At 37.3% G+C, this 19,104-nt stretch carries 15 protein-coding genes and 3 pseudogenes; 10 read left to right on the top strand and 8 right to left on the bottom strand.

The genetic code is table 11. The features are described from left to right. Positions 1 to 176: 176 nt before the first annotated feature. Positions 177 to 1,355 (bottom strand): replication initiation protein, encoded by a 1,179-nt coding sequence (locus D9K81_RS12640; protein ID WP_121523354.1) that lies wholly within the window; start codon positions 1,353 to 1,355, stop codon positions 177 to 179. A gap of 943 nt (positions 1,356 to 2,298) precedes the next feature. Between D9K81_RS12640 and D9K81_RS12635 the strand changes: the two genes are divergently transcribed. The 6 genes and pseudogenes from D9K81_RS12635 (at position 2,299) to D9K81_RS12610 (ending at position 7,397) form a co-directional block, all read left to right on the top strand. Then, a complete protein-coding gene (locus D9K81_RS12635; protein WP_121523352.1) occupies positions 2,299 to 3,075 on the top strand; it encodes a ParA family protein in 777 nt (258 codons plus the stop codon). 11 nt (positions 3,076 to 3,086) lie between these two features. Then, a complete protein-coding gene (locus D9K81_RS12630; RefSeq protein ID WP_121523350.1) occupies positions 3,087 to 3,998 on the top strand; it encodes a ParB/RepB/Spo0J family partition protein in 912 nt (303 codons plus the stop codon). Between the two features lie 431 nt (positions 3,999 to 4,429). After that, a pseudogene (locus D9K81_RS12625) lies at positions 4,430 to 5,041 on the top strand (IS5 family transposase); the annotation flags it as partial. Then, a pseudogene (locus D9K81_RS12620) lies at positions 5,041 to 5,346 on the top strand (transposase); the annotation flags it as partial. The pseudogenes D9K81_RS12625 and D9K81_RS12620, both read left to right, overlap by 1 nt. Before the next feature lie 37 nt (positions 5,347 to 5,383). Beyond that, a pseudogene (locus tag D9K81_RS12615) lies at positions 5,384 to 5,813 on the top strand (IS3 family transposase); the annotation flags it as partial. Positions 5,814 to 6,179: 366 nt separating this feature from the next. Continuing rightward, on the top strand, positions 6,180 to 7,397 hold the full coding sequence (locus D9K81_RS12610) for a CaiB/BaiF CoA transferase family protein (RefSeq protein ID WP_121523348.1): 1,218 nt from the start codon (positions 6,180 to 6,182) through the stop codon (positions 7,395 to 7,397). Between the two features lie 43 nt (positions 7,398 to 7,440). On the opposite strand, the gene D9K81_RS12605 is transcribed toward D9K81_RS12610, so the two are convergent. From D9K81_RS12605 to D9K81_RS12595, 3 genes are all read right to left on the bottom strand, one after another. Next, entirely contained in the window at positions 7,441 to 8,145 is a 705-nt protein-coding gene (locus D9K81_RS12605) for a nitroreductase (RefSeq protein ID WP_121523346.1), read from the bottom strand. An 87-nt stretch (positions 8,146 to 8,232) separates the two neighbouring features. Then, positions 8,233 to 8,730, bottom strand: a complete 498-nt coding sequence (locus D9K81_RS12600; RefSeq protein ID WP_121523344.1) for a MarR family winged helix-turn-helix transcriptional regulator — start codon at positions 8,728 to 8,730, stop codon at positions 8,233 to 8,235. A gap of 64 nt (positions 8,731 to 8,794) precedes the next feature. Further along, entirely contained in the window at positions 8,795 to 9,562 is a 768-nt protein-coding gene (locus D9K81_RS12595) for an enoyl-CoA hydratase/isomerase family protein (protein WP_121523342.1), read from the bottom strand. A 296-nt stretch (positions 9,563 to 9,858) separates the two neighbouring features. Between D9K81_RS12595 and D9K81_RS12590 the strand changes: the two genes are divergently transcribed. The 3 genes from D9K81_RS12590 to D9K81_RS12580 are packed head-to-tail and all read left to right on the top strand — an operon-like array spanning position 9,859 to position 12,918. Beyond that, positions 9,859 to 11,214: an MFS transporter gene (locus tag D9K81_RS12590; protein ID WP_121523340.1), complete on the top strand. Its 1,356-nt coding sequence runs from the start codon at positions 9,859 to 9,861 to the stop codon at positions 11,212 to 11,214. Continuing rightward, positions 11,215 to 11,967: an electron transfer flavoprotein subunit beta/FixA family protein gene (locus D9K81_RS12585; RefSeq protein ID WP_121523338.1), complete on the top strand. Its 753-nt coding sequence runs from the start codon at positions 11,215 to 11,217 to the stop codon at positions 11,965 to 11,967. An 18-nt stretch (positions 11,968 to 11,985) separates the two neighbouring features. Further along, positions 11,986 to 12,918 carry an FAD-binding protein gene (locus D9K81_RS12580; RefSeq protein ID WP_121523336.1) on the top strand — a complete coding sequence of 311 codons (933 nt, stop codon included), beginning with the start codon at positions 11,986 to 11,988 and terminating at the stop codon, positions 12,916 to 12,918. A 176-nt stretch (positions 12,919 to 13,094) separates the two neighbouring features. Here D9K81_RS12580 and D9K81_RS12575 read toward each other — a convergent pair whose 3' ends face one another. The 4 genes from D9K81_RS12575 to D9K81_RS12560 all read right to left on the bottom strand — a co-directional run bounded on the left by D9K81_RS12575 (position 13,095) and on the right by D9K81_RS12560 (position 17,690). Then, on the bottom strand, positions 13,095 to 13,949 hold the full coding sequence (locus D9K81_RS12575) for an IclR family transcriptional regulator (RefSeq protein WP_121523334.1): 855 nt from the start codon (positions 13,947 to 13,949) through the stop codon (positions 13,095 to 13,097). 141 nt (positions 13,950 to 14,090) lie between these two features. After that, complete coding sequence (locus tag D9K81_RS12570; RefSeq protein ID WP_121523332.1) at positions 14,091 to 15,299, bottom strand: 3-oxoadipyl-CoA thiolase; 1,209 nt, start codon at positions 15,297 to 15,299, stop codon at positions 14,091 to 14,093. A gap of 35 nt (positions 15,300 to 15,334) precedes the next feature. Continuing rightward, positions 15,335 to 16,855, bottom strand: coding sequence for a 3-hydroxyacyl-CoA dehydrogenase (locus tag D9K81_RS12565; RefSeq protein WP_121523330.1), 1,521 nt, complete (start codon positions 16,853 to 16,855; stop codon positions 15,335 to 15,337). 55 nt (positions 16,856 to 16,910) lie between these two features. After that, a complete protein-coding gene (locus tag D9K81_RS12560) occupies positions 16,911 to 17,690 on the bottom strand; it encodes an enoyl-CoA hydratase (RefSeq protein ID WP_121523328.1) in 780 nt (259 codons plus the stop codon). A gap of 254 nt (positions 17,691 to 17,944) precedes the next feature. Between D9K81_RS12560 and D9K81_RS12555 the strand changes: the two genes are divergently transcribed. Beyond that, the gene (locus D9K81_RS12555) at positions 17,945 to 19,099 is read left to right on the top strand and encodes an acyl-CoA dehydrogenase family protein (RefSeq protein ID WP_121523326.1); all 1,155 of its coding nucleotides are present in this window, start codon (positions 17,945 to 17,947) and stop codon (positions 19,097 to 19,099) included. Positions 19,100 to 19,104 lie beyond the last annotated feature (5 nt).

Raw genomic sequence — 19,104 nt, 5'->3', positions numbered from 1 at the left:
CATTTATGAATTAGATCAACATGTCATAAACTCAATGAAATATATGCTTTAAGTAATTAAAACTGAATAATATGAAGTTGGAATGAAGGTCAAATATAACTGTTTTACTAATTAAAGTTATAAGTGGTTTCATGAACTAAGAATAGCCGATAAAAGTGTAGCAAGTTGCTACACTCCTAAATAATATCCTTTCCGAAAATTTCATTTAGACGATCCTTGATGTCTTCCACAAATTTACTATCAGTTTTCAATTTATTTTTCATTTTTCTCTTAAAGTCACTTAAGCTCATTCCAACTTCAGCAAAATCCATTTGAAATAATGAATCATTGATAACAACGTTTGCTTGAGAGTCTGTGAGGCAACCTACGGTCTTAAACCACTTTTCAAGCTGTAAATAATTTGCATCATCATTAAAAATATACCATGAACGTACAGTGGTATCGAATTTTGCACCTAGATCTTTTACCTCAGCATTATCTTCAAATGGAACATCTAAGTAGATCTTTAATTTTTCGGCCTTTTTATTTTCAATTATAGGCTTCTCAAAACCACGATGATGTAGTTTAAATTTTACGCCTACAATAGGGCGTCCTTTTTTAATTGTTTCATATTCTAACTGTAGATCGGTGTTTTCATTAATTTCAGCTACAATTTTATCTAATACATAACGTCGAAAATCGACCCAACGGTCATATTTAGTTTCATTTATATCAATTAGAGCTTTGAGATTCTCTAATAATAATGGGACTTCGTAGATTTCTTGGGTCTTAAATTTGAATTCGTTTTTTATGAAATAGGTATAAAGACTCATACTTGCAACTGAATCTAGAGCAAATAAATGTTTTAGTTGGTATGTCGTAAAATTACCACCAGCTAATTGAGTAAAGTAAGGTAATACTTCACTGGTAAATCTGATTTGAAGTGCATTCTTTGAATCATCTTCCCATCTTAACTCACGGATAATAGGGACAACCGAGTGAACTCTTTTTGTTTTTTTCTTTATATCATCTACAGGTTCTTCAATTACAAAGTGCGCCACACGGGATGAAAGTTCTTTGTAAATTCGATCAATGGCTACATTAATTGAATTTCGCTTACTTAATCCCAGTAATTCAGCTAAATCATCTTTATACAGATAGATGTATGTTTGTTCACTAATCTCTTTATCGATATGATTCTTCTCTCCGTAATTGGCAACAGCCATCGCATATAAAAGTGCTTTATATTCATTCGCTGACAATTCAATAGGTCGTATTAAACGATTGCTAGTACTTACAACCCCATTGTGACGAATATTACCTATGCAGTACGGGATTGAATCCAGCTCTTCTTTGTTATGGCTTAGTTCTGACATAAAGAGTATTAACTATTTTAAGTGTACTTAAGTTGATTATGCATGTTATATAAAAAAGTGGAAAAAGATTCAACACTTTCACCTAAAAAACCTAAGGTGGAATACTTGTCACCAGATTTAGGTAAAAATTAATTAGAGTGGAAACCTATTTTTTAAATTCCACCTTAAGATGACAAATACTCCACTTTTAGATGTTTTTGATTCTTTATAGAAATACGGATTGATGAATAAACACCCATAATGGATTTTAAATAATCAATTAACTTATTTCGATATGACAAGTTTTCCACCTTTAAAAAACGCGGATCACTGAAAAAAAATATTGAGTTTAGTTATAAGAACAAAATATCTGCATTCTAGGGTGAGTGCGTGAAATTCTTTCCACTCTTAGATCAATGAATATATAAAAAAGTGGTCTAGTAAAAAAAGCATTGCAATTTTATCCACAATAATATTTTTGTAAGTGATTTTGTTTCCACTCTTCCACAAAAAATCAATAAGTTATCAACATCATAAATAATTGTTTTATTTATATTTTAAATGATAATACATATATTTTATAATTAACAGTGAAAAACATTCCACCATAGTGACAAATACTCCACTTTTAAGTGACATTTACTCCACTTTACAGTGACAGGCATTCCACTTTTAAGTGATCTTCTTTCCACTTATAGAAGACAACTCTTCCACTTTAAGATGACAAACCCTCCACCTTAAAGTTTATATATTATTGTTTTTAAATGAAAAATATTAACTTAATTATTAATTAACTTAATTATTAATTACTATTAATTATTAATTAAGCTAGCTATATAAAACTTTAAAATTAAAATTGCTTTAGCGTTATACAAATGACTGTTTTAAATTTAAAAGGTGTAGTAACTTAGCCCAAAGTTATTTATATTAATAGTAATTGTAAATATAGAATGATTTGACAAGTATGTCTGCAAAAATTATTGCTGTTGCGAATCACAAGGGTGGTTGTGGTAAAACAACAACAGTTGTTCATTTAGCCTCTGAGCTAGCAAACTTAGGAAATAAAGTGCTTGTGATTGATTTAGATCCTCAAGCAAATGCTAGCTTGCATATTGGTTTAAAACATCCAAGTGAAGTTGGAGTAACAACCGCTGAGTTATTAGTAGGTGATGTCTCATTACTTACCGACGCTTTAGAAGAAGATACTAATTTTGATAATGTTTCACTAATTTATGGTTCTCTCAATTTAGGAAAAACTGAGGACCAATTAAAAGAAGATGCGCCAAGACCATCAGAAGAACTCACTATAAAATTAGAACTATTAAAAGATCTTTATGATTTTATTTTAATTGACTGCCCTCCAAGTTTAAAACTATTAACTAGTAATGCTTTAGCATCTTCAACACATGTAATCATACCGATTGAATCTGGCTCACAATATGGTCTATATGGTGTTACAGACTTACTTAATCATTTGGAAAAAATAAAGCGAATCAATCCGGAACTACAATTATTAGGTGCATTACTTATTAAGCACGATGAGAGACAAAATGTTTGTAAACTCATTCGTGATGAAGCATTTAAGCAAGTTGGCTATATTATGGAAACGACTATTCCACAAAGTACAAAAGTAAATCAAGCAGCGATTATGCAGCAGTCTTTACTTAAGCTAGACAAAAGTGGAAAGGTTCGAAAGGCTTTTGAAAGTTTAGCTAAAGAAGTTTTGGCTAAAGTTAACTGATTGAGAATTTTATGGCAACTGCAAAAGAACTTTTAGCTCAAAAGCTGAAACAAAATACTCAAAAGCATCAATTAGCTCAAAAAGATAATATTAAGGAATTAAAGGAATTTAGACGAAATGTCCCTATTGAAGACATTTCACGTAGTCCTTATCAACCGCGTAGAAAATTTGATGAGCAGGAAATTAAAGAACTCGCTGAATCAATAGATGAAGTTGGTTTGTTGCAACCCATCACTGTTCGTAAACTTGAAAATTTAAAATTTGAGTTGATTGCAGGTGAACGTCGATTACGTGCGCATGAAATTCTAAAAAAATCAACCATTGAGGCCATTATCATTGATGCGAATGATGAAGAAGCTTCACTACTTACGCTAGCTGAAAATTTAAAACGCCAGGATTTATCAGACTTCGAAATCTATATTGGTCTAGTAGGCTTGGATGAAAATTTAAAGAAAAATAAACAACGTTTAGCGAAGTCTTTAGGCTTAAATCGCGAAGACATGTATAAATATCTATCTTTTGAGAAGTTGCCTAAAGCTATCTTGAATGATTTAGTAAATGAGCCACAATTATTAGGTCGAACTGCGGCAACAGCTTTTAAAAAATTTCTTGCAGATCACGAAGAAATAAAACAACATGCTGAAAAAGCCTTGTTAACTGTTTGGACAAAAGTAAAGAATGGCCAACTTGAGCAAACTAAGGCTGTGGCACAAGCTACAAAATATCTAGTTCAAGATAATAACGATTCTCCATCAACATCCCTTGTAAAAAAAATTGAATATGCTGGGAAAGTTGCTGGGAATATTAAATTTAATGATAAGTTATTAAAGGTTTCTTTAAAAATTTCTCATTTTGATGATGCTAGCTTAGAAAAATTAGAAACCCTGTTGAAAGAGTTGGTGGAAAAAAATCAAGAAGTGTAGCAAGTTGCTACACTTCTTTTCTTTAAAATATGTCTGAAAGTATAATCTTGGTGAGACCTAGTAATAAAATTAACCTTTTTAAAAACAATTTCTATAAAATACATTTGTAAAACTTAGAATCTATTGATATTTGCTGTTTAAAAAAACACTGAGAAAGTAAAATTCAATTGCCAAACAAAATTCACTTCTCGCTATGCCTCGAACAATGCTAATGCACTAACAATGGTCTAAGTCTTTAAATTATTACCTCATGATGTAGATTCAGAATGGGTTTGTATTGATGCCACTCATGGACTAGCGCATTTAAATCCGGCAGGAATGAAAGAATAAGCTATTTCTAAAAGCATTTATTAGGGGGTATTGACACTTTTAGCTTAAAAAAATAGCGAAGTAGTAAAATCAAATCACCAAACCCAATTTTACTATTCGCTATGCCTCGTACCATGCTGACAGATCAACACTGGCAAAAGTTGAAAGTTATTCTGCGTAATTTATCTATTCACCACAACTCAAATTTACGCAATTTTATTGAAGCTATTCTCTATAGAATTAGAACAGGCTGTCCGTGGCGAGATATTCCTTCTTGTTTTGGTCATTCAAACTCTATTTTCAAACGTTTTAATCGTTGGTCAAGCAGCGGTAAGTTACTTAGATTATTCAAATTACTAGCCTCATGCCCCGATATGGAGTGGATTTTTATTGATGGCTCTCATGTACGTGCTCATCAACATTCTGCCGGCATAGCGAATCAATCTATTTCTAAAAGTGTAGGAGGAAACTCCTCAAAAATACATTTGATTGTTGATGCACATGGCAATCCTATTGATTTCATGATTACCGATGGAACCACACATGATGTTAAAGTTGCACATGATTTAATATCAACATTAGATTTAAAAGAGACAAAAGTGGTATGCGCAGATAAAGGCTATGATTCAGAATCACTGCGTGAACAGATCAGGAAAACAAGGACTAAAGCGAATATACCAAGGAAAACGAATAGCCAATCGAACAATGACTATATGGACTGGTATCTATTTGAAAAGCAAGTCAAGCTGCTGCATATGTAGGTTTGGTTCCAGTACATAAGTTGTCTGGCAGTTCAGTCAACAAGCAAAGTCACTTATCAAAAGCAGGTGACAGTAAAATACGCACAGTATTGTATATGTCAGCATTAACAGCGATTAAATATAATCCACACATTGAAGCTTTATATCAACGATTATTAAGCCGGGGTATAAATAAAATGTGTGCTTTAGGTGCTGCAATGTGCAAGCTTATACATCTGAGTTATGGTGTTTTAAAACATCAGACTGCCTATCAAAGAGATTATTTATTGGCCGAATAATCTCAAAACCTCATTGACTACCAAGACTGTATCTCAGGTCAGTGACTTTACGTATATTCAAACTTATTCAGGCTGGATTTATACCGCATTTGTTATTGATGTGTTTTCACGAGCAATTGTTGGATGGAAAGTATCTACACGGATGAATACAGATATGGTGCTCGATGCATTGGAGCAATGCATTGCACGATCGAGGCATGCCAAAGAATGTGATTCATCATTCCGATAGAGGTGTTCAATATCTTTCTATTCGCTATACCAATCGTTTAGAAGCAGCAAATTTACAAGCATCAGTCGGTACAACTGTTGATTCATACGATAATGCAGTGACTGAAAGCTTCTTTCATACATTAAAAGGGCATGTAATCTATGGCAGTATGTTCGCCACTCGAAAAGAAGCGAATGCTGTCTTGTTTGACTATATCGAGATTTATTACAATCGGGTCAGAAGGCATTCCGCAAACGGCTAGTTAAGCCCAGAAACCTTTAAACAGAAATATTTTAAAAGTTTAGAGGGGCTGGTTGCCCACAATACTGTCTAGGATCAATTTGCAAATGAGCTAATAAGAAATCAAGAGAAATTGATGCAAAAGAAGTTATAGTACAGGGCTACCATATCGATGAAAATTATGTGGATGCTGATGTTTGGCATTATGTGAAATAATTAAAATTTTCTAAATTTAACATAATACAACTTGATGTTTTTTTCCACAATTTTATTGGTTATGCCAGTTAGTTTTTCTTTTAATCATTTTATAATTTTAAAGGAAAATTAGGGCAAATGCCTAACGAATGAAGGCTTAAGACTTTAATTAGAAAATTTGAGGGAAATTATGGGCGCATTAACAGGATTTAAAGTTCTTGACTTAAGTCGAATTTTGGCAGGGCCTTGGTGTAGCCAAATATTAGCAGATTTGGGTGCAGAGGTTATCAAAGTTGAGAAGCCATTTCATGGAGATGATACTCGTATTTGGGGACCTCCTTTTTTAAAAAGTGATCATGGTAATGAAACAGGCGAGTCTGCTTATTATTTATCTACAAATCGTGGAAAGTATTCTGTAGCTATTGATATGGCTTCAGCAGAAGGCCAGGCACTTATTAAACGAATGGTCGTAGACAGTGATGTTCTTATTGAAAACTATAAAGCTGGTTCATTGAAAAAATATGGCTTAGATTATGAAAGTCTTAGTAAATTAAATCCTAAGTTGGTCTATTGCTCAATAACAGGCTTTGGGCAAACAGGCCCGCGAGCTGCTGAGCCGGGATATGATTTTATTATACAAGGTATGGGCGGAATGATGAGTGTCACGGGTGAGCGTGATGATCTCCCTGGAGGTGGACCACAGAAGGCAGGGTTGGCATTTGCAGATTTAACTACAGGATTATATTCAGCAATTGCCATTCAGGCAGCTTTACTCTCACGAGTAAGTACTGGTGAAGGTCAACATATAGATATGGCTCTTCTCGACACTCAGGTTGCTTCACTTTCGGTATTGGCAATGAATTATTTAACGTCAGACAAAGTACCTGGACGTTTAGGCAATGCGCACGCCAATATTGTGCCATACCAAGTCTTTAGAGCGAAAGAAGGTGAGTTTATTATTGCTTGTGGTAATGACCAACAGTTCCAGATGTTATGTGAATGTATTGGTTTGCCAGAGCTTTCTGAAAATCCAAAATTTTCAAAAAATAAGGGTCGTGTAACATATCGTGAAGAAGTCACTGAGTTATTACAACAGCATTTTATGGCTCAGCCTGCAAAATATTGGGTCGAGCGGATTCATGCGGTTAAGGTTCCTGTAGGTATGATTAATGATTTACAACAAACATTAGAAGAAGAACAGGTTATATCGCGCGAAATGGTTATAAAAATGGAACATCCATTACGTTCAGATTATATTTCTATTGGTTCACCGATTAAACTTTCTAAAACGCCAGTACAATATGTTAAAACTCCCCCTTATTTAGGGGAGGATACAGACAAAATTTTAAACCGATTTATTTCTGAAACTGAGCTAGCGATTCTAAGAGATAAAAAAATTATTCAGTAAAATTAAAATAAGAGGTACTTTTGTGCCTCTTTAATTTTTAGATTTAATCGTAGAAAATAGCAAATTCTTCAACTGGGACACGAGGTGTTTGCAGCTGATTGACCACTTCAGACTCATCTGCATAACCTAGAGAAATCGCACAAACCAGTTCTTCATCGTCTGGAATATCCAAAACCTCTGCAACCACCTGATGAAAAGGATTCCATGCGGCTTGCGGACAACTGTCAATGCCGCGGGCTTTGGCAGCAATCATGACATTTTGGATCATCATTGCAATATCCATTTTTGAACCTGTTTCTAAGATCGTATTGGCGGTAAAGAATAAACCCACAGGTGCATCGAACAGCTGATAATTGCGTAAAAGCTGCTGTTGCATTTTATCTTGTTCACCTTTTTGAATACCCAATAAACCGTACAAGCCCCAACCATTTTCACGGCGGCGCTCAATAAATGGCGAAGTCCATTTTATCGGATAATATTTAAAGCTTTCTTGATACAAATCAGCTTTTTCTGGATGGGTGAAAATTTCGGTTTGTGCTGCACAAACCTTCTGTATCAAGGCTTCTCGTTTTTGTCCAGTGACCACATAAACTTTCCACGGCTGAATATTATTGCCTGATGGAGCACGACTAGACACCGTTAAAATGTCTTTGATCGTTTGTGTTTCAATTGGAGTCGTTTTAAAAGCACGTACCGAATGTCTTGAATTAATGACTTGATCGACCAATGTATGTTGCTGCATATAAATTCCCTTTAAGATTGATATTGTGATTTTAGTTAAACACCCAATTTTTTAGTTCAGAGCATGATAGTTCGCTAGATATAAAAAATAATTTTAATTCACGTCAGTACCTAGTTGTTTAAGATCGATCTGTTTAAGACCTACATTTAACTTATTGAGTAAATGAATTAAGCTGGCTAAATCATCCAAAGCAAAGCCAGACATCGCTTGATGATAGAAATGAAAAAAATGCTCCTGAAGGTCTAGCCAGTTTTGTTGCCCTAATGGTGTGAGTGCTACATTTTTAGCCCGTTTATCTTCATCGGAGGTAACACGCTGCACACTGCCTTCACGTTCTAAACGCTTTAAAACATTGTCTAAACTTTGTCGGCTAATCCCTAAGTATTCGGTTAAATCGGAAAATGACATACCTGCATCATTGAGTTGTGGACGCGAAAGTGCACCCATTACTGCCCAATGGACAGGGGAAATACCGAGTTCATTTAAACATTGGCGATCTAGACTATTACCTACCTGAAATAACCGAAAAAACAGCCGATTATGAATCATATATAAAGATTGATCGTAAATTCCAAGTTTTGAATCTGACATAGTTATTAAGCACATTTTCTAATGATATTTGCAGCTAGTATATCGGCTTAGAATATTAGTACAGCTATTTTTGAGAAAAATTCGCTGACCTTTTTTCTAAAAACGCCTGTATACCTTCAGTAGCATCATCGCTTTGAGTGCACTCCACAAAGAGTTCTGCTTCCAATTCCAACCCTTGATGGATATTTAAATCGGTTGCAGATTGAACGGCTTGCATTATTTGATGAATCGCAGCTGGAAATTGTATTGCCAATGCATCTAGATATTCTTTTGCGCTTGCAATCGGATCTTGCATTTCAATAATTTGATTCACTAAGCCGATATTATAAGCTTCTTCCGCAGAAACAATTTTGCCGCTGACAACCATTTCAAGTGCTTTTGATACACCAATTAAACGTGGTAAACGTTGTGTTCCGCCATAGCCAGGAATCAAACCGAGTTTTATTTCAGGAAGTCCAAGACCGGCCGTAGGGCTACATATTCGAAATGTACATGCCAAAGCCAATTCAAGTCCACCACCTAAAGCCATGCTATGAATACTGGCCAGTGTCGGAAATTTTAATTCATTTATCTGTTGGAATAAGGCCTGACCGATTTGTATTTTATGCAAATGTTCTACAGGAGTCTTATTCAGTAATTCTGTAATATCTGCACCTGCGCAAAAGGCTTTGCCTTCACCGACAAAAATGGCTGCACGCAGATTCAGTTCTGAAATTTCAGAGACAATTTCTTGCAATTTTTCAATCATTTCTGAATTTAGTGCATTTCGAGCTTTAGGTCGATTCAATCGGATAATCGCAATATTATTTTCATAGTGAAGTTCAACAGGCATGTTCTATTTCCTTAGTAAATTAGACTTATGAAAAGCATATGTTGAATCAAGTATATGTCAACATATAAATATAAATAAAATTAACAACCACTATATATTAGTGTTTTAAACTTAAATATATGTAATGGTATTGACATAAAAATTATATTTATTAATCTGAATTGGATGTTTAATAAACATGTTCGGTTTTTTGATTTCTGTTAGAAATCTCCAGAATGCAATCGGATGCGTATGGCTGACAGAATGCTTAAAACAGTAGTGAACTAAAACAACAATAACAATCAAGGAGTTGATTGATGAGTCAAGTCGATATCCAGAGTTTAGCGAGTGAAGCTAAATTCAACGGTTTTCATGCCAAAGTTTTAATGTGGTGCATGCTGATTATCATTATCGATGGATATGATATTTCTGTTGCAGGTGCAGCTTTACCTTCGATTATGGAACAACTGAATGTAAGTGCTTCAACCGCTGGTTTTATGGCAAGTTCAGCACTATTTGGAATGATGATTGGGGCTATATTTTTTGGTGGTCTCGCCGATAAAATTGGTCGCCGTTTAACCATTGCCATTTGTGTATTTTTATTCAGTGCTTTTACTGCGATAGCAGGTTTAACTGATGACCCAGTCACATTCAGTATCGTACGATTTATTGCAGGATTAGGCATTGGCGGTGTAATGCCGAATGTAGTTGCTCAAATGACGGAATATTCACCTAAGAAAGTACGTAATGTCATGACTTCATTAATGTTTTCGGGGTATGCCGTAGGCGGAATTTTAGCGGCAGTTTTGGGTAAACAGTTTATTATGCAATATGGCTGGCAGGTGGTGTTCTATGCTGCAGGTGTACCGATTGTTTTGCTACCTTTTATTTTAAAATCTATGCCTGAATCTGTGGTTTATTTGGTGAAGCATAATAAACAGGCTGAACTGCGTAAGGTTGCCGAGCAAATTGCACCGCAAGCACAATTCCCTGCGGATGCAGTTTTTGTTAATGGTTCACCAAATAATAATTTAAAACCGACAGTAGGGCTGTTATTCAGTGATGGACGAGCTTTTAGTACGCTGATGTTTTGGGTGGCATTTTTTACCTGCCTGTTTATGGTTTATGCATTAAGCACTTGGCTCACTAAGTTAATGGCAATGTCAGGCTATTCATTGGGTTCTGCACTGACTTTTGTGGTCGCATTGAATATTGGCGCAATTATTGGTGCAGTGGGCGGTGGTTGGTTAGCAGATCGCTTCCACATTAAATGGGTATTGGTCATTATGTATGCTATAGGCAGTGCCTTTTTGTATTTAATGACTTTGCCTATGTCGACAACCATGCTGTATTTCATTATTGGGGTTGTAGGTGCTTGTTCAACAGGTGCGCAAATCGTTGCATATTCATACTGCGGTCAATTTTATCCAAACGTCATTCGCTCAACGGGAATCGGTCTGGCATCTGGCGTAGGGCGTTTAGGTGCAATTGGCGCGCCGCTATTAATTGGTTTTATTGTTTCGCTAAATTTACCCATTCAGCAAAACTTCTTTGTGATTGCTTTGGCTGGTTTAATCGGCGCTGTAGCATTATCGCTAATTAATCATAGACGTGCAGATATGGCCCAAGCACAGAGTAAAACCAATTTTAATTTAACAACTGAGGAAGTGTAAATGAAGGCTCTTGTTGCTGTAAAACGTGTGGTTGATGCCAACATTAAAGTTCGCGTTAAGCCGGACAACAGTGGTGTTGACTTAACGAACGTTAAAATGTCAATTAACCCATTCTGTGAAATCGCAGTGGAAGAAGCGGTTCGTTTAAAAGAAAAAGGAACTGTTTCAGAAATCGTTGTTGTTTCTATTGGTCCTAAAGAAGCTCAAGAACAAATCCGTTCTTCTATGGCGCTTGGTGCAGACCGCGGTATCCTTGTTGAAGCTGACGACAGCCAGTTAGGTGCACTTGAAGTTGCAAAAATCCTAAAAGGTATTGTAGACGCTGAACAACCTCAATTGATCCTTCTTGGTAAACAAGCAATTGATGACGACTCTAACCAAGTTGGTCAGATGCTTGGCGCGCTTTTAGGTGCTGGCCAAGGTACTTTCGCTTCAGAAGTTAAAGTTGAAGGCGACAAAGTACAAGTGACTCGTGAAATCGACGGTGGTTTACAAACTGTTGAACTTGCACTTCCTGCAATCATCACAACTGACTTACGTTTGAATGAGCCACGTTATGCTGCTCTTCCAAACATCATGAAAGCGCGTAAAAAGCCGCTTGATACTAAGTCACCTGCTGATTATGGCGTTTCACCTGCAACTAAGCTTAAAACTGTTAAAGTTGAAGCTCCTGCAGAACGTAAAGCGGGCGTACAAGTGAAGTCTGTAGACGAGCTTGTAGATAAATTGAAAAACGAAGCGAAAGTGATCTAATACAGAAGGATAAAAATCATGAGTATTTTAGTTATCGCTGAGCACGACAACAAAGCACTAAATGGTGCAACTCTTAACGTTGTTGCTGCAGCGCAAAAAATCGGTGGTGATATCACTGTATTAGTAGCTGGTTCAGGCGCTCAAGCAGTTGCAGACCAAGCAGCTAAAGTTGCGGGTGTAAGCAAAGTATTACTTGCTGACGACGCTGCTTATGCTAATCAATTGGCTGAAAACGTTGCTAAATTAGTTGCTTCTATCGGTGCGGGTTACACTCACATCCTTGCTGCTTCTACGACAACGGGCAAAAACGTACTTCCACGTGCTGCTGCGCTACTTGACGTAAGCATGATCACTGACATCATTGCTGTTGAAGGTCCTAAAACTTTCAAACGTCCAATCTATGCAGGCAACGCGATTGCAACTGTAGAGTCTGGCGAGTCTGTTGTAGTTGCGACTGTTCGTGGTACTGCATTTGATGCTGTTGCAAGCGAAGGAGGCTCTGCTGCAGTTGAAACTGTTGCATCTACTGGTGATGCTGGTATTTCTAAGTTCGTTTCTGAAGAAATCGTGAAATCTGAACGTCCAGAATTAACAGCTGCGCGTATTGTTGTTTCAGGCGGTCGTGGTGTTGGTTCAGGTGAAAACTATCACACTGTTCTTGATCCATTAGCGGACAAGCTTGGTGCTGCGCAAGGTGCTTCACGTGCTGCGGTAGATGCTGGTTTCGTACCAAACGATATGCAAGTGGGTCAAACAGGTAAAATCGTTGCTCCTGACTTGTACATCGCTGTAGGCATCTCTGGTGCGATTCAGCACTTGGCAGGTATGAAAGAATCTAAAGTGATCGTTGCGATCAATAAAGACGAAGAAGCGCCAATCAACTCAGTAGCTGACTACTGGTTAGTGGGTGATTTGAACACTGTTGTTCCTGAATTGGTGTCACATATTTAACGATACTTGATAACCAAAATAAAAAGCCAGTCTGTATAAATACAGACTGGCTTTTTTAATGAATCACTATTGAGTTAAGAAAACTGATTTGGGATGTACCACCCGAGGCAAAGCAAACTAACAGGCACTAGTTTTTTTATTCAAGAGAATGTTTGACTGAATAAAAAAATATCTTTTTAAAGTGCGTTTAAAGCTTCTTGAATATTTTGAACCATATAGATCAGACGTGGCCCAATTTCATTTTCAAGCTTTTCTTGATTGACCAAATAGCTTGGCGCTCCGCAGTTAAAGACCAATAAACCATGGATGGGATGTACCATTGGTACTGCAACTGAATTTACTTCTTTATGCCATTCACTTAAAGACAAACAGTAGCCATAGTTTTGGTAATCATGAAATGAACGTTCTAATCCGCGCTTTATCATAGGCCAATCATCTTGATGGCGTTTAGCTAAAGCTTCCATAATGAAGTCGCGTTCAGTTTCTGGTAGCGCAGCCAAGCAAGCACGTCCCATTGCAGTATTGTGTAGTGGAATGGTTGAGCCAATCGGGCGACGCATGGTCAAATTCGATTCTGCCTGTACTACATCTAAATACAGCATATTTAAACGGTCGCGTGTTGCCATTGCGACAGGCGCCTGAGCATACTTTGCCATTTCTTCCATATAAGGACGAGCGTGGATACGTGCAGAAATATTTGAAAGGGAAGCATAACCGAGTGCTAATACACCTGTATCTAAGGTGTATTTTGTTGAATTGGGTAATTGTTTCAAATAACCCAAAGAAACTAAGGTATTGGTAATACGTGCAATGGTAGGTTTTGGTAAACCTGTTAATTGCGACAATTCTTGGTTGCCCAAAATTTGAGTTGTAGCGGTAAAACAACGCAGAATTTCCAAGCCACGTGCAAGCGACGCAATGAATTGCGGATTATTTTCGCGATGAATATGTGAAATTGGATCAAGGCGAATTTCATCTAAATTTATTTTTTTTTCTGTTTGCTCAAGAGCAATTTCATCTTGATGATTCATGATGTTCCATTTGTTTTTTAAATCAATACACAATGTATGATAACAATAAATTTCGCTATACAAAACTTTTTGAAGCTTTAAAGCCTAAGTTTCTGTATAGCGGAACCAATAAAAATTGTAATTTCACATATTTAATGCAATTTAGCTTAGCTGTGTATTTTCAATGACCATCGCTAAACCTTGTCCAACTCCAATACATAAACTGATCACTGCATATTTTTTATTGCGGCGTTTTAACTCACGCGCCACAGTTAATGCAAGGCGTGCTCCCGAACAACCCAATGGATGACCAATCGCGATTGCACCACCATTTGGATTTACCCTTGGATCATCAAATGCAACATTTAAACCTTTCAGACAAGATAAAACTTGTGGTGCAAAGGCTTCATTAATTTCAATAATGTCCATGTCATCAAGGCTGATATTGGCACGCTTTAAGGCTTTATTAATTGCTTCAATTGGACCAGCACCCATAATACGAGGCTCAATACCCGAAGAAGCTGAAGCTAAAATTTTAGCCAGTGGTTGTAAGCCATACTTTTGTTTAACACTTTCGTTGCCAATGAGTAATGCTGCTGCGCCATCATTGACCCCAGATGCATTGCCAGCGGTGACTACACCGCCTTCAAATAAAGGTTTGAGTTTTTGTAATGCTTCAAAGTTTGATGAGGGGCGAGGATGTTCGTCTTCATCTACAATTTTCGGTGGTGCTTTACGACCTTGTGGTACTTCAATTGTCAAAATTTCATCTTTGAAGAAACCATCTTGTTTGGCTTGTTCATATTTGGCCTGAGAAGCTGCTGCAAAGCGATCTGAATCTTCACGGCTAATTCCAAAAGCTTCAGCGACATTGTCACCTGTTTCAGGCATAGAGTCATTACCATACATTTTTGTTAATGCCGGATTTGGAAAACGAGAGCCAATGGTGGTATCAAACATTTTTATATCTCGGCTATAAGCTGATTCAGCTTTGGCTAAAACATAGGGTGCACGTGACATATTTTCAACACCGCCAGCAATATATAGATTGCCTTCACCACAGTGAATTGCGCGAGCTGCATCAACAACAGCTGCTAAACCACTAGCACATAATCGATTGACAGTTTGACCAGCGACACTAACTGGCAGCTCTGCGAGTAATAAAGCATTGCGTGCTACATTTCGACAATCTTCACCCGCTTGATTGGTGCTACCCAAGATCACTTCTTCAATATCAGTGGCGTCAATACCCGTTTTTTGTACTAAAGATTTAATCACTTGTGCCACAAGATTATCTGGACGGATACTGGCAAGACTACCTGCATGGCGACCAATTGGCGTGCGTAAGCCATCGTATATATATGCATTCATAACATTCTTTCCTTGAAGTTTTTTAATCTAAAAATTTAGCGTTGATAGTTGAGTGATAGATTCAGTTTGCAGCGTCTTTGTAACCATGGACTTGGTCTATAACGTGGGTCATGACTGATACTTGAAATACGCTCGAGAACTTTTAAAATCTTTTCTTTGCCGATTACATCGCCCCATTCAATCGGGCCAAATGGATAACCAAGTCCAAGTTTCACTGCGGCATTGATATCTTCAACTATGGCAATTTTCTGTTGCGCCATATCGCAAGCCAAATTCACCACCATGGCAAGAACACGTTGTGAAACAAAGCCTAAGCTTTCTTCAATCACTATAGTTTCGGAGTTTGGCTGATTGAATAGATCCAGCGCAGCTTCAATCATTTTTGGCTGAGTCAGCAGGCTAGGCATTAAGGTGCGGCATTGCTCAAAATTACCCAACATATCAATACAAACAACTTGTTCAGGATTGACGCCTAGACGTTGTGCGCTATGTGTTGCGTCATCGCCATAATTGGCAATTAGAATTAAATCTTCATTATTGGGCTGAGCATTGAGATTAATTTGAATCCCTTTTTGTGTTAAATAAGTGCTAAGTTTTTTATGATCATCATCAAATTCTGTACTAAGCCATACTGTTTTTAAATCATGACGATGTGCTGAGTACTTAGGAATAATTGCAATCTCTTGCTTGGCTTGATCAATGTATTTATAAAATCCTTCACCTGTTTTGCGGCCTAGTTTTTTCCCAATGAGCATTTGTTGTGTTAATACATTCGGGCGATAGCGTGGCTCTTGATAATATTGGTTGTAAATTGACAGCATGACAGGATGGGAGACATCTAAGCCAGTCAGATCCAGAAGTTCAAAAGGTCCCATCTTAAAACCTAAGGATTTTTTCAAAATGAGATCGATTTCAGTAACGGATGCAACATTTTCACTCAAAATTTTAAGTGCTTCTGTTCCATATGCACGACCTGCATGATTAATAATAAATCCCGGCGTATCTTTGGTACGTACGGGGCGATGTCCCATCTTGCGTGCGAGTTCAGAGAGTTGGTCAATAATTTTAGTGTTGGTATGCAGACCTTGAATGACTTCAACTACTTTCATCAATGGCACTGGATTGAAAAAGTGATAACCAACTACTCGATCTGGTTGCTGACATTGCGCTGCAATTTCAGTAATTGAAAGGGAAGATGTATTCGACGCTAAGATACATTCTGGACGAACAATAGCTTCGAGCTGTTTCATTAAACTTTGCTTGATGTCTAATTTTTCTATAATGGCCTCAATTACCAAATCACAGATATGCAATTCCTGAATATTTTCAACAATATGTAAATTCGCTAATGATTGTTCTAAGTCGGTTTGGGAAATTTTATTTTTTTCGACCAATCTGCTTAGTGTGGTATTGAGTTTGTCATATGCTTTTTTTGCAGCATCTTGCTGAGCATCGTATAAATAAACTTGACGATTGGATTGAATTGCAATTTGCACAATCCCAATGCCCATAATGCCTGCACCAATCACACCAATGTTGTTGATTAATCTGTCCATGTTTACCTCAATAAGCTGCTGTCCACCATGTTGAAGTAGAACGAGCTAACTCAATTTATTTACCTTGAAAGTTTGGTTTGCGCTTCTCTAAAAATGCCGCCATGCCTTCTTTTTGATCTTCGGTACTAAATAGCAACTGAAAAGCTTTACGCTCAAGTGACAGTCCTGCGTTTAATGGCACATCTTCACTGAGTAATACCACTTCTTTAATTTGTTCAAGGGCAATAGCTGGCAGTTTGGCAATTTGTTGAGCCATTTTATATGCTGTATTTAAGGTCTCAGCATCGTCTGTAACTTGAGATACTAAGCCCATGGCAAACGCTTCTTCTGCGGAAACTAAACATCCTGTCATGATCATGCGCATGGCTTGAAACTTACCAACGGCACGCACTAAGCGCTGGGTGCCACCTGCACCAGGCATAATGCCGACTTTGATTTCTGGTTGACCAAATTGAGCATTTTGACCGGCAATAATTATGTCTGCATGCATGGCGAGTTCACATCCACCGCCCAGTGCAAAGCCGTTGACAGCGGCAATAATCGGCTTGGGGCAATTGGCAATCGTTTGCCAATAACGTTCAGTACGGCGTAAATACAGATCCATAGAACTGGCTTCCGCAAGCTCGGTTAAATCAGCACCCGCAGCAAAAACGTCATCACCACCTGTCAATACAATCACGCGAATATCATCATTATCCACTTGCTGAGCAACGGCTTCTGCAAGCAACTTGCGCACTTGGGTGTTCAGTGCATTTTTAGCTTCAGGACGATTGATTTTTATAATTGCAATGGAAGGCAATGCATAGTCTATTTGAACAACTGAATTTTGGTTCATTTTTCTAAAATTCCGCATAGCAAAACTTAATTTACAAAATAATTTAAGATAATTTTGCTCATTGTTCAATCAAAATACCAGTTAAAAATAAAATATTTCAGAAATAGGCTAAAATTTGTAACTAATTTTATAATTTAGAAGCTTTTTAATTGTCACCACATAAAAATATTGATAATGTATTTCGCATAACGAAATTAAATGACTATTTTGATAAATAAAGGAAGTCTAATCCTAAAAATGGACTAGGAGAAAAAATGATTCGTGATGAACAGATGTTAGAGCAGTTATTGTCGACACTACGTGATTTTGTACAAAATGAATTGCGTCCACTTGAACATGAAGTCGATGAAACTGATGCGATCCCTGAACATATAGTGCAGCAAATGCGAGAAATGGGTTTATTTGGCTTGACGATTCCAGAAGAGTTTGGCGGTCTGGGTATTACCATGGAAGAAGAGGTTCGAGTGGCATTTGAATTGGGTCATACCTCTGCTGCATTTCGTTCTTTAATTGGGACAAATAATGGTATTGGTTCAAGCGGTATTCTGATTGACGGTACAGAAGAGCAGAAACAAAAATACTTACCTCGCTATGCAAGCGGTGAAATTATTGGTTCTTTTTGTTTAACTGAACCAGATTCAGGTTCAGATGCGGCAGCGCTGAAAACTTCAGCCGTGAAAGACGGTGACTATTATGTGCTAAATGGTACGAAACGATTTATTACCAATGCACCTCGTGCACAAACTTTTACTGTTATGGCGCGTACAAATCCTGAAATTAAAGGTGCTGCAGGTATTTCAGCGTTCTTGGTTGAAGCAGGCACTGCAGGTTTGTCACTGGGTAAAATTGATAAGAAAATGGGACAGAAAGGTTCTTATACCTGTGATGTGATTTTCGATAATTGCCGTGTACATAAAGACCAATTGATTGGCGGTGTTGAAGGCATTGGCTTTAAAACTGCAATGAAAGTATTGGATAAAGGCCGCTTGCATATTGCTGCTTATAGCGCAGGTATGGCGGAACGGATGCTTGATGATGCGTTAAATTATGCCATTGAACGTAAACAATTTGGTCAACCTATTGCAAACTTTCAGTTGATCCAAGGAATGCTGGCAGACTCTAAAACTGAAATATATGCAGCCAAATGCATGGTTTTAGATGCAGCTCGTCGCCGTGATTTGGGCGAGAACATTAGTACAGAAGCGTCATGTTCAAAAATGTTTGCAACAGAAATGTGTGGCCGTGTAGCTGACCGCTGTTTACAGATTCATGGTGGTGCTGGTTATATCAGTGAATATTCTATTGAGCGTTTTTATCGTGATGTGCGCTTGTTCCGCTTGTATGAAGGCACAACCCAAATTCAGCAAATTATTATTGCACGTGACATGATTAAGTCAGCGACTGCTTAACACAA

It is taken from the genome of Acinetobacter chengduensis, assembly GCF_003664645.1.
Classification (GTDB): Bacteria; Pseudomonadota; Gammaproteobacteria; order Pseudomonadales; family Moraxellaceae; genus Acinetobacter; species Acinetobacter chengduensis.
The sequence above is the reverse complement of the archived record's forward strand: the minus strand, read 5'-3'. Positions and strand labels throughout refer to the sequence as shown.

Bases quoted from the DNA above. Each gene is read 5' to 3' on its own strand.
- D9K81_RS12555 (WP_121523326.1), top strand. From the start codon at position 17,945: ATGATTCGTGATGAACAGATGTTAGAGCAGTTATTGTCGACACTACGT.
- D9K81_RS12595 (WP_121523342.1), bottom strand. From the start codon at position 9,562: ATGCCTGTTGAACTTCACTATGAAAATAATATTGCGATTATCCGATTG.
- D9K81_RS12560 (WP_121523328.1), bottom strand. From the start codon at position 17,690: ATGAACCAAAATTCAGTTGTTCAAATAGACTATGCATTGCCTTCCATT.
- D9K81_RS12565 (WP_121523330.1), bottom strand. From the start codon at position 16,855: ATGGACAGATTAATCAACAACATTGGTGTGATTGGTGCAGGCATTATG.
- D9K81_RS12600 (WP_121523344.1), bottom strand. From the start codon at position 8,730: ATGTCAGATTCAAAACTTGGAATTTACGATCAATCTTTATATATGATT.
- D9K81_RS12590 (WP_121523340.1), top strand. From the start codon at position 9,859: ATGAGTCAAGTCGATATCCAGAGTTTAGCGAGTGAAGCTAAATTCAAC.
- D9K81_RS12610 (WP_121523348.1), top strand. From the start codon at position 6,180: ATGGGCGCATTAACAGGATTTAAAGTTCTTGACTTAAGTCGAATTTTG.
- D9K81_RS12580 (WP_121523336.1), top strand. From the start codon at position 11,986: ATGAGTATTTTAGTTATCGCTGAGCACGACAACAAAGCACTAAATGGT.
- D9K81_RS12585 (WP_121523338.1), top strand. From the start codon at position 11,215: ATGAAGGCTCTTGTTGCTGTAAAACGTGTGGTTGATGCCAACATTAAA.
- D9K81_RS12575 (WP_121523334.1), bottom strand. From the start codon at position 13,949: ATGAATCATCAAGATGAAATTGCTCTTGAGCAAACAGAAAAAAAAATA.
- D9K81_RS12630 (WP_121523350.1), top strand. From the start codon at position 3,087: ATGGCAACTGCAAAAGAACTTTTAGCTCAAAAGCTGAAACAAAATACT.
- D9K81_RS12635 (WP_121523352.1), top strand. From the start codon at position 2,299: ATGTCTGCAAAAATTATTGCTGTTGCGAATCACAAGGGTGGTTGTGGT.
- D9K81_RS12570 (WP_121523332.1), bottom strand. From the start codon at position 15,299: ATGAATGCATATATATACGATGGCTTACGCACGCCAATTGGTCGCCAT.
- D9K81_RS12640 (WP_121523354.1), bottom strand. From the start codon at position 1,355: ATGTCAGAACTAAGCCATAACAAAGAAGAGCTGGATTCAATCCCGTAC.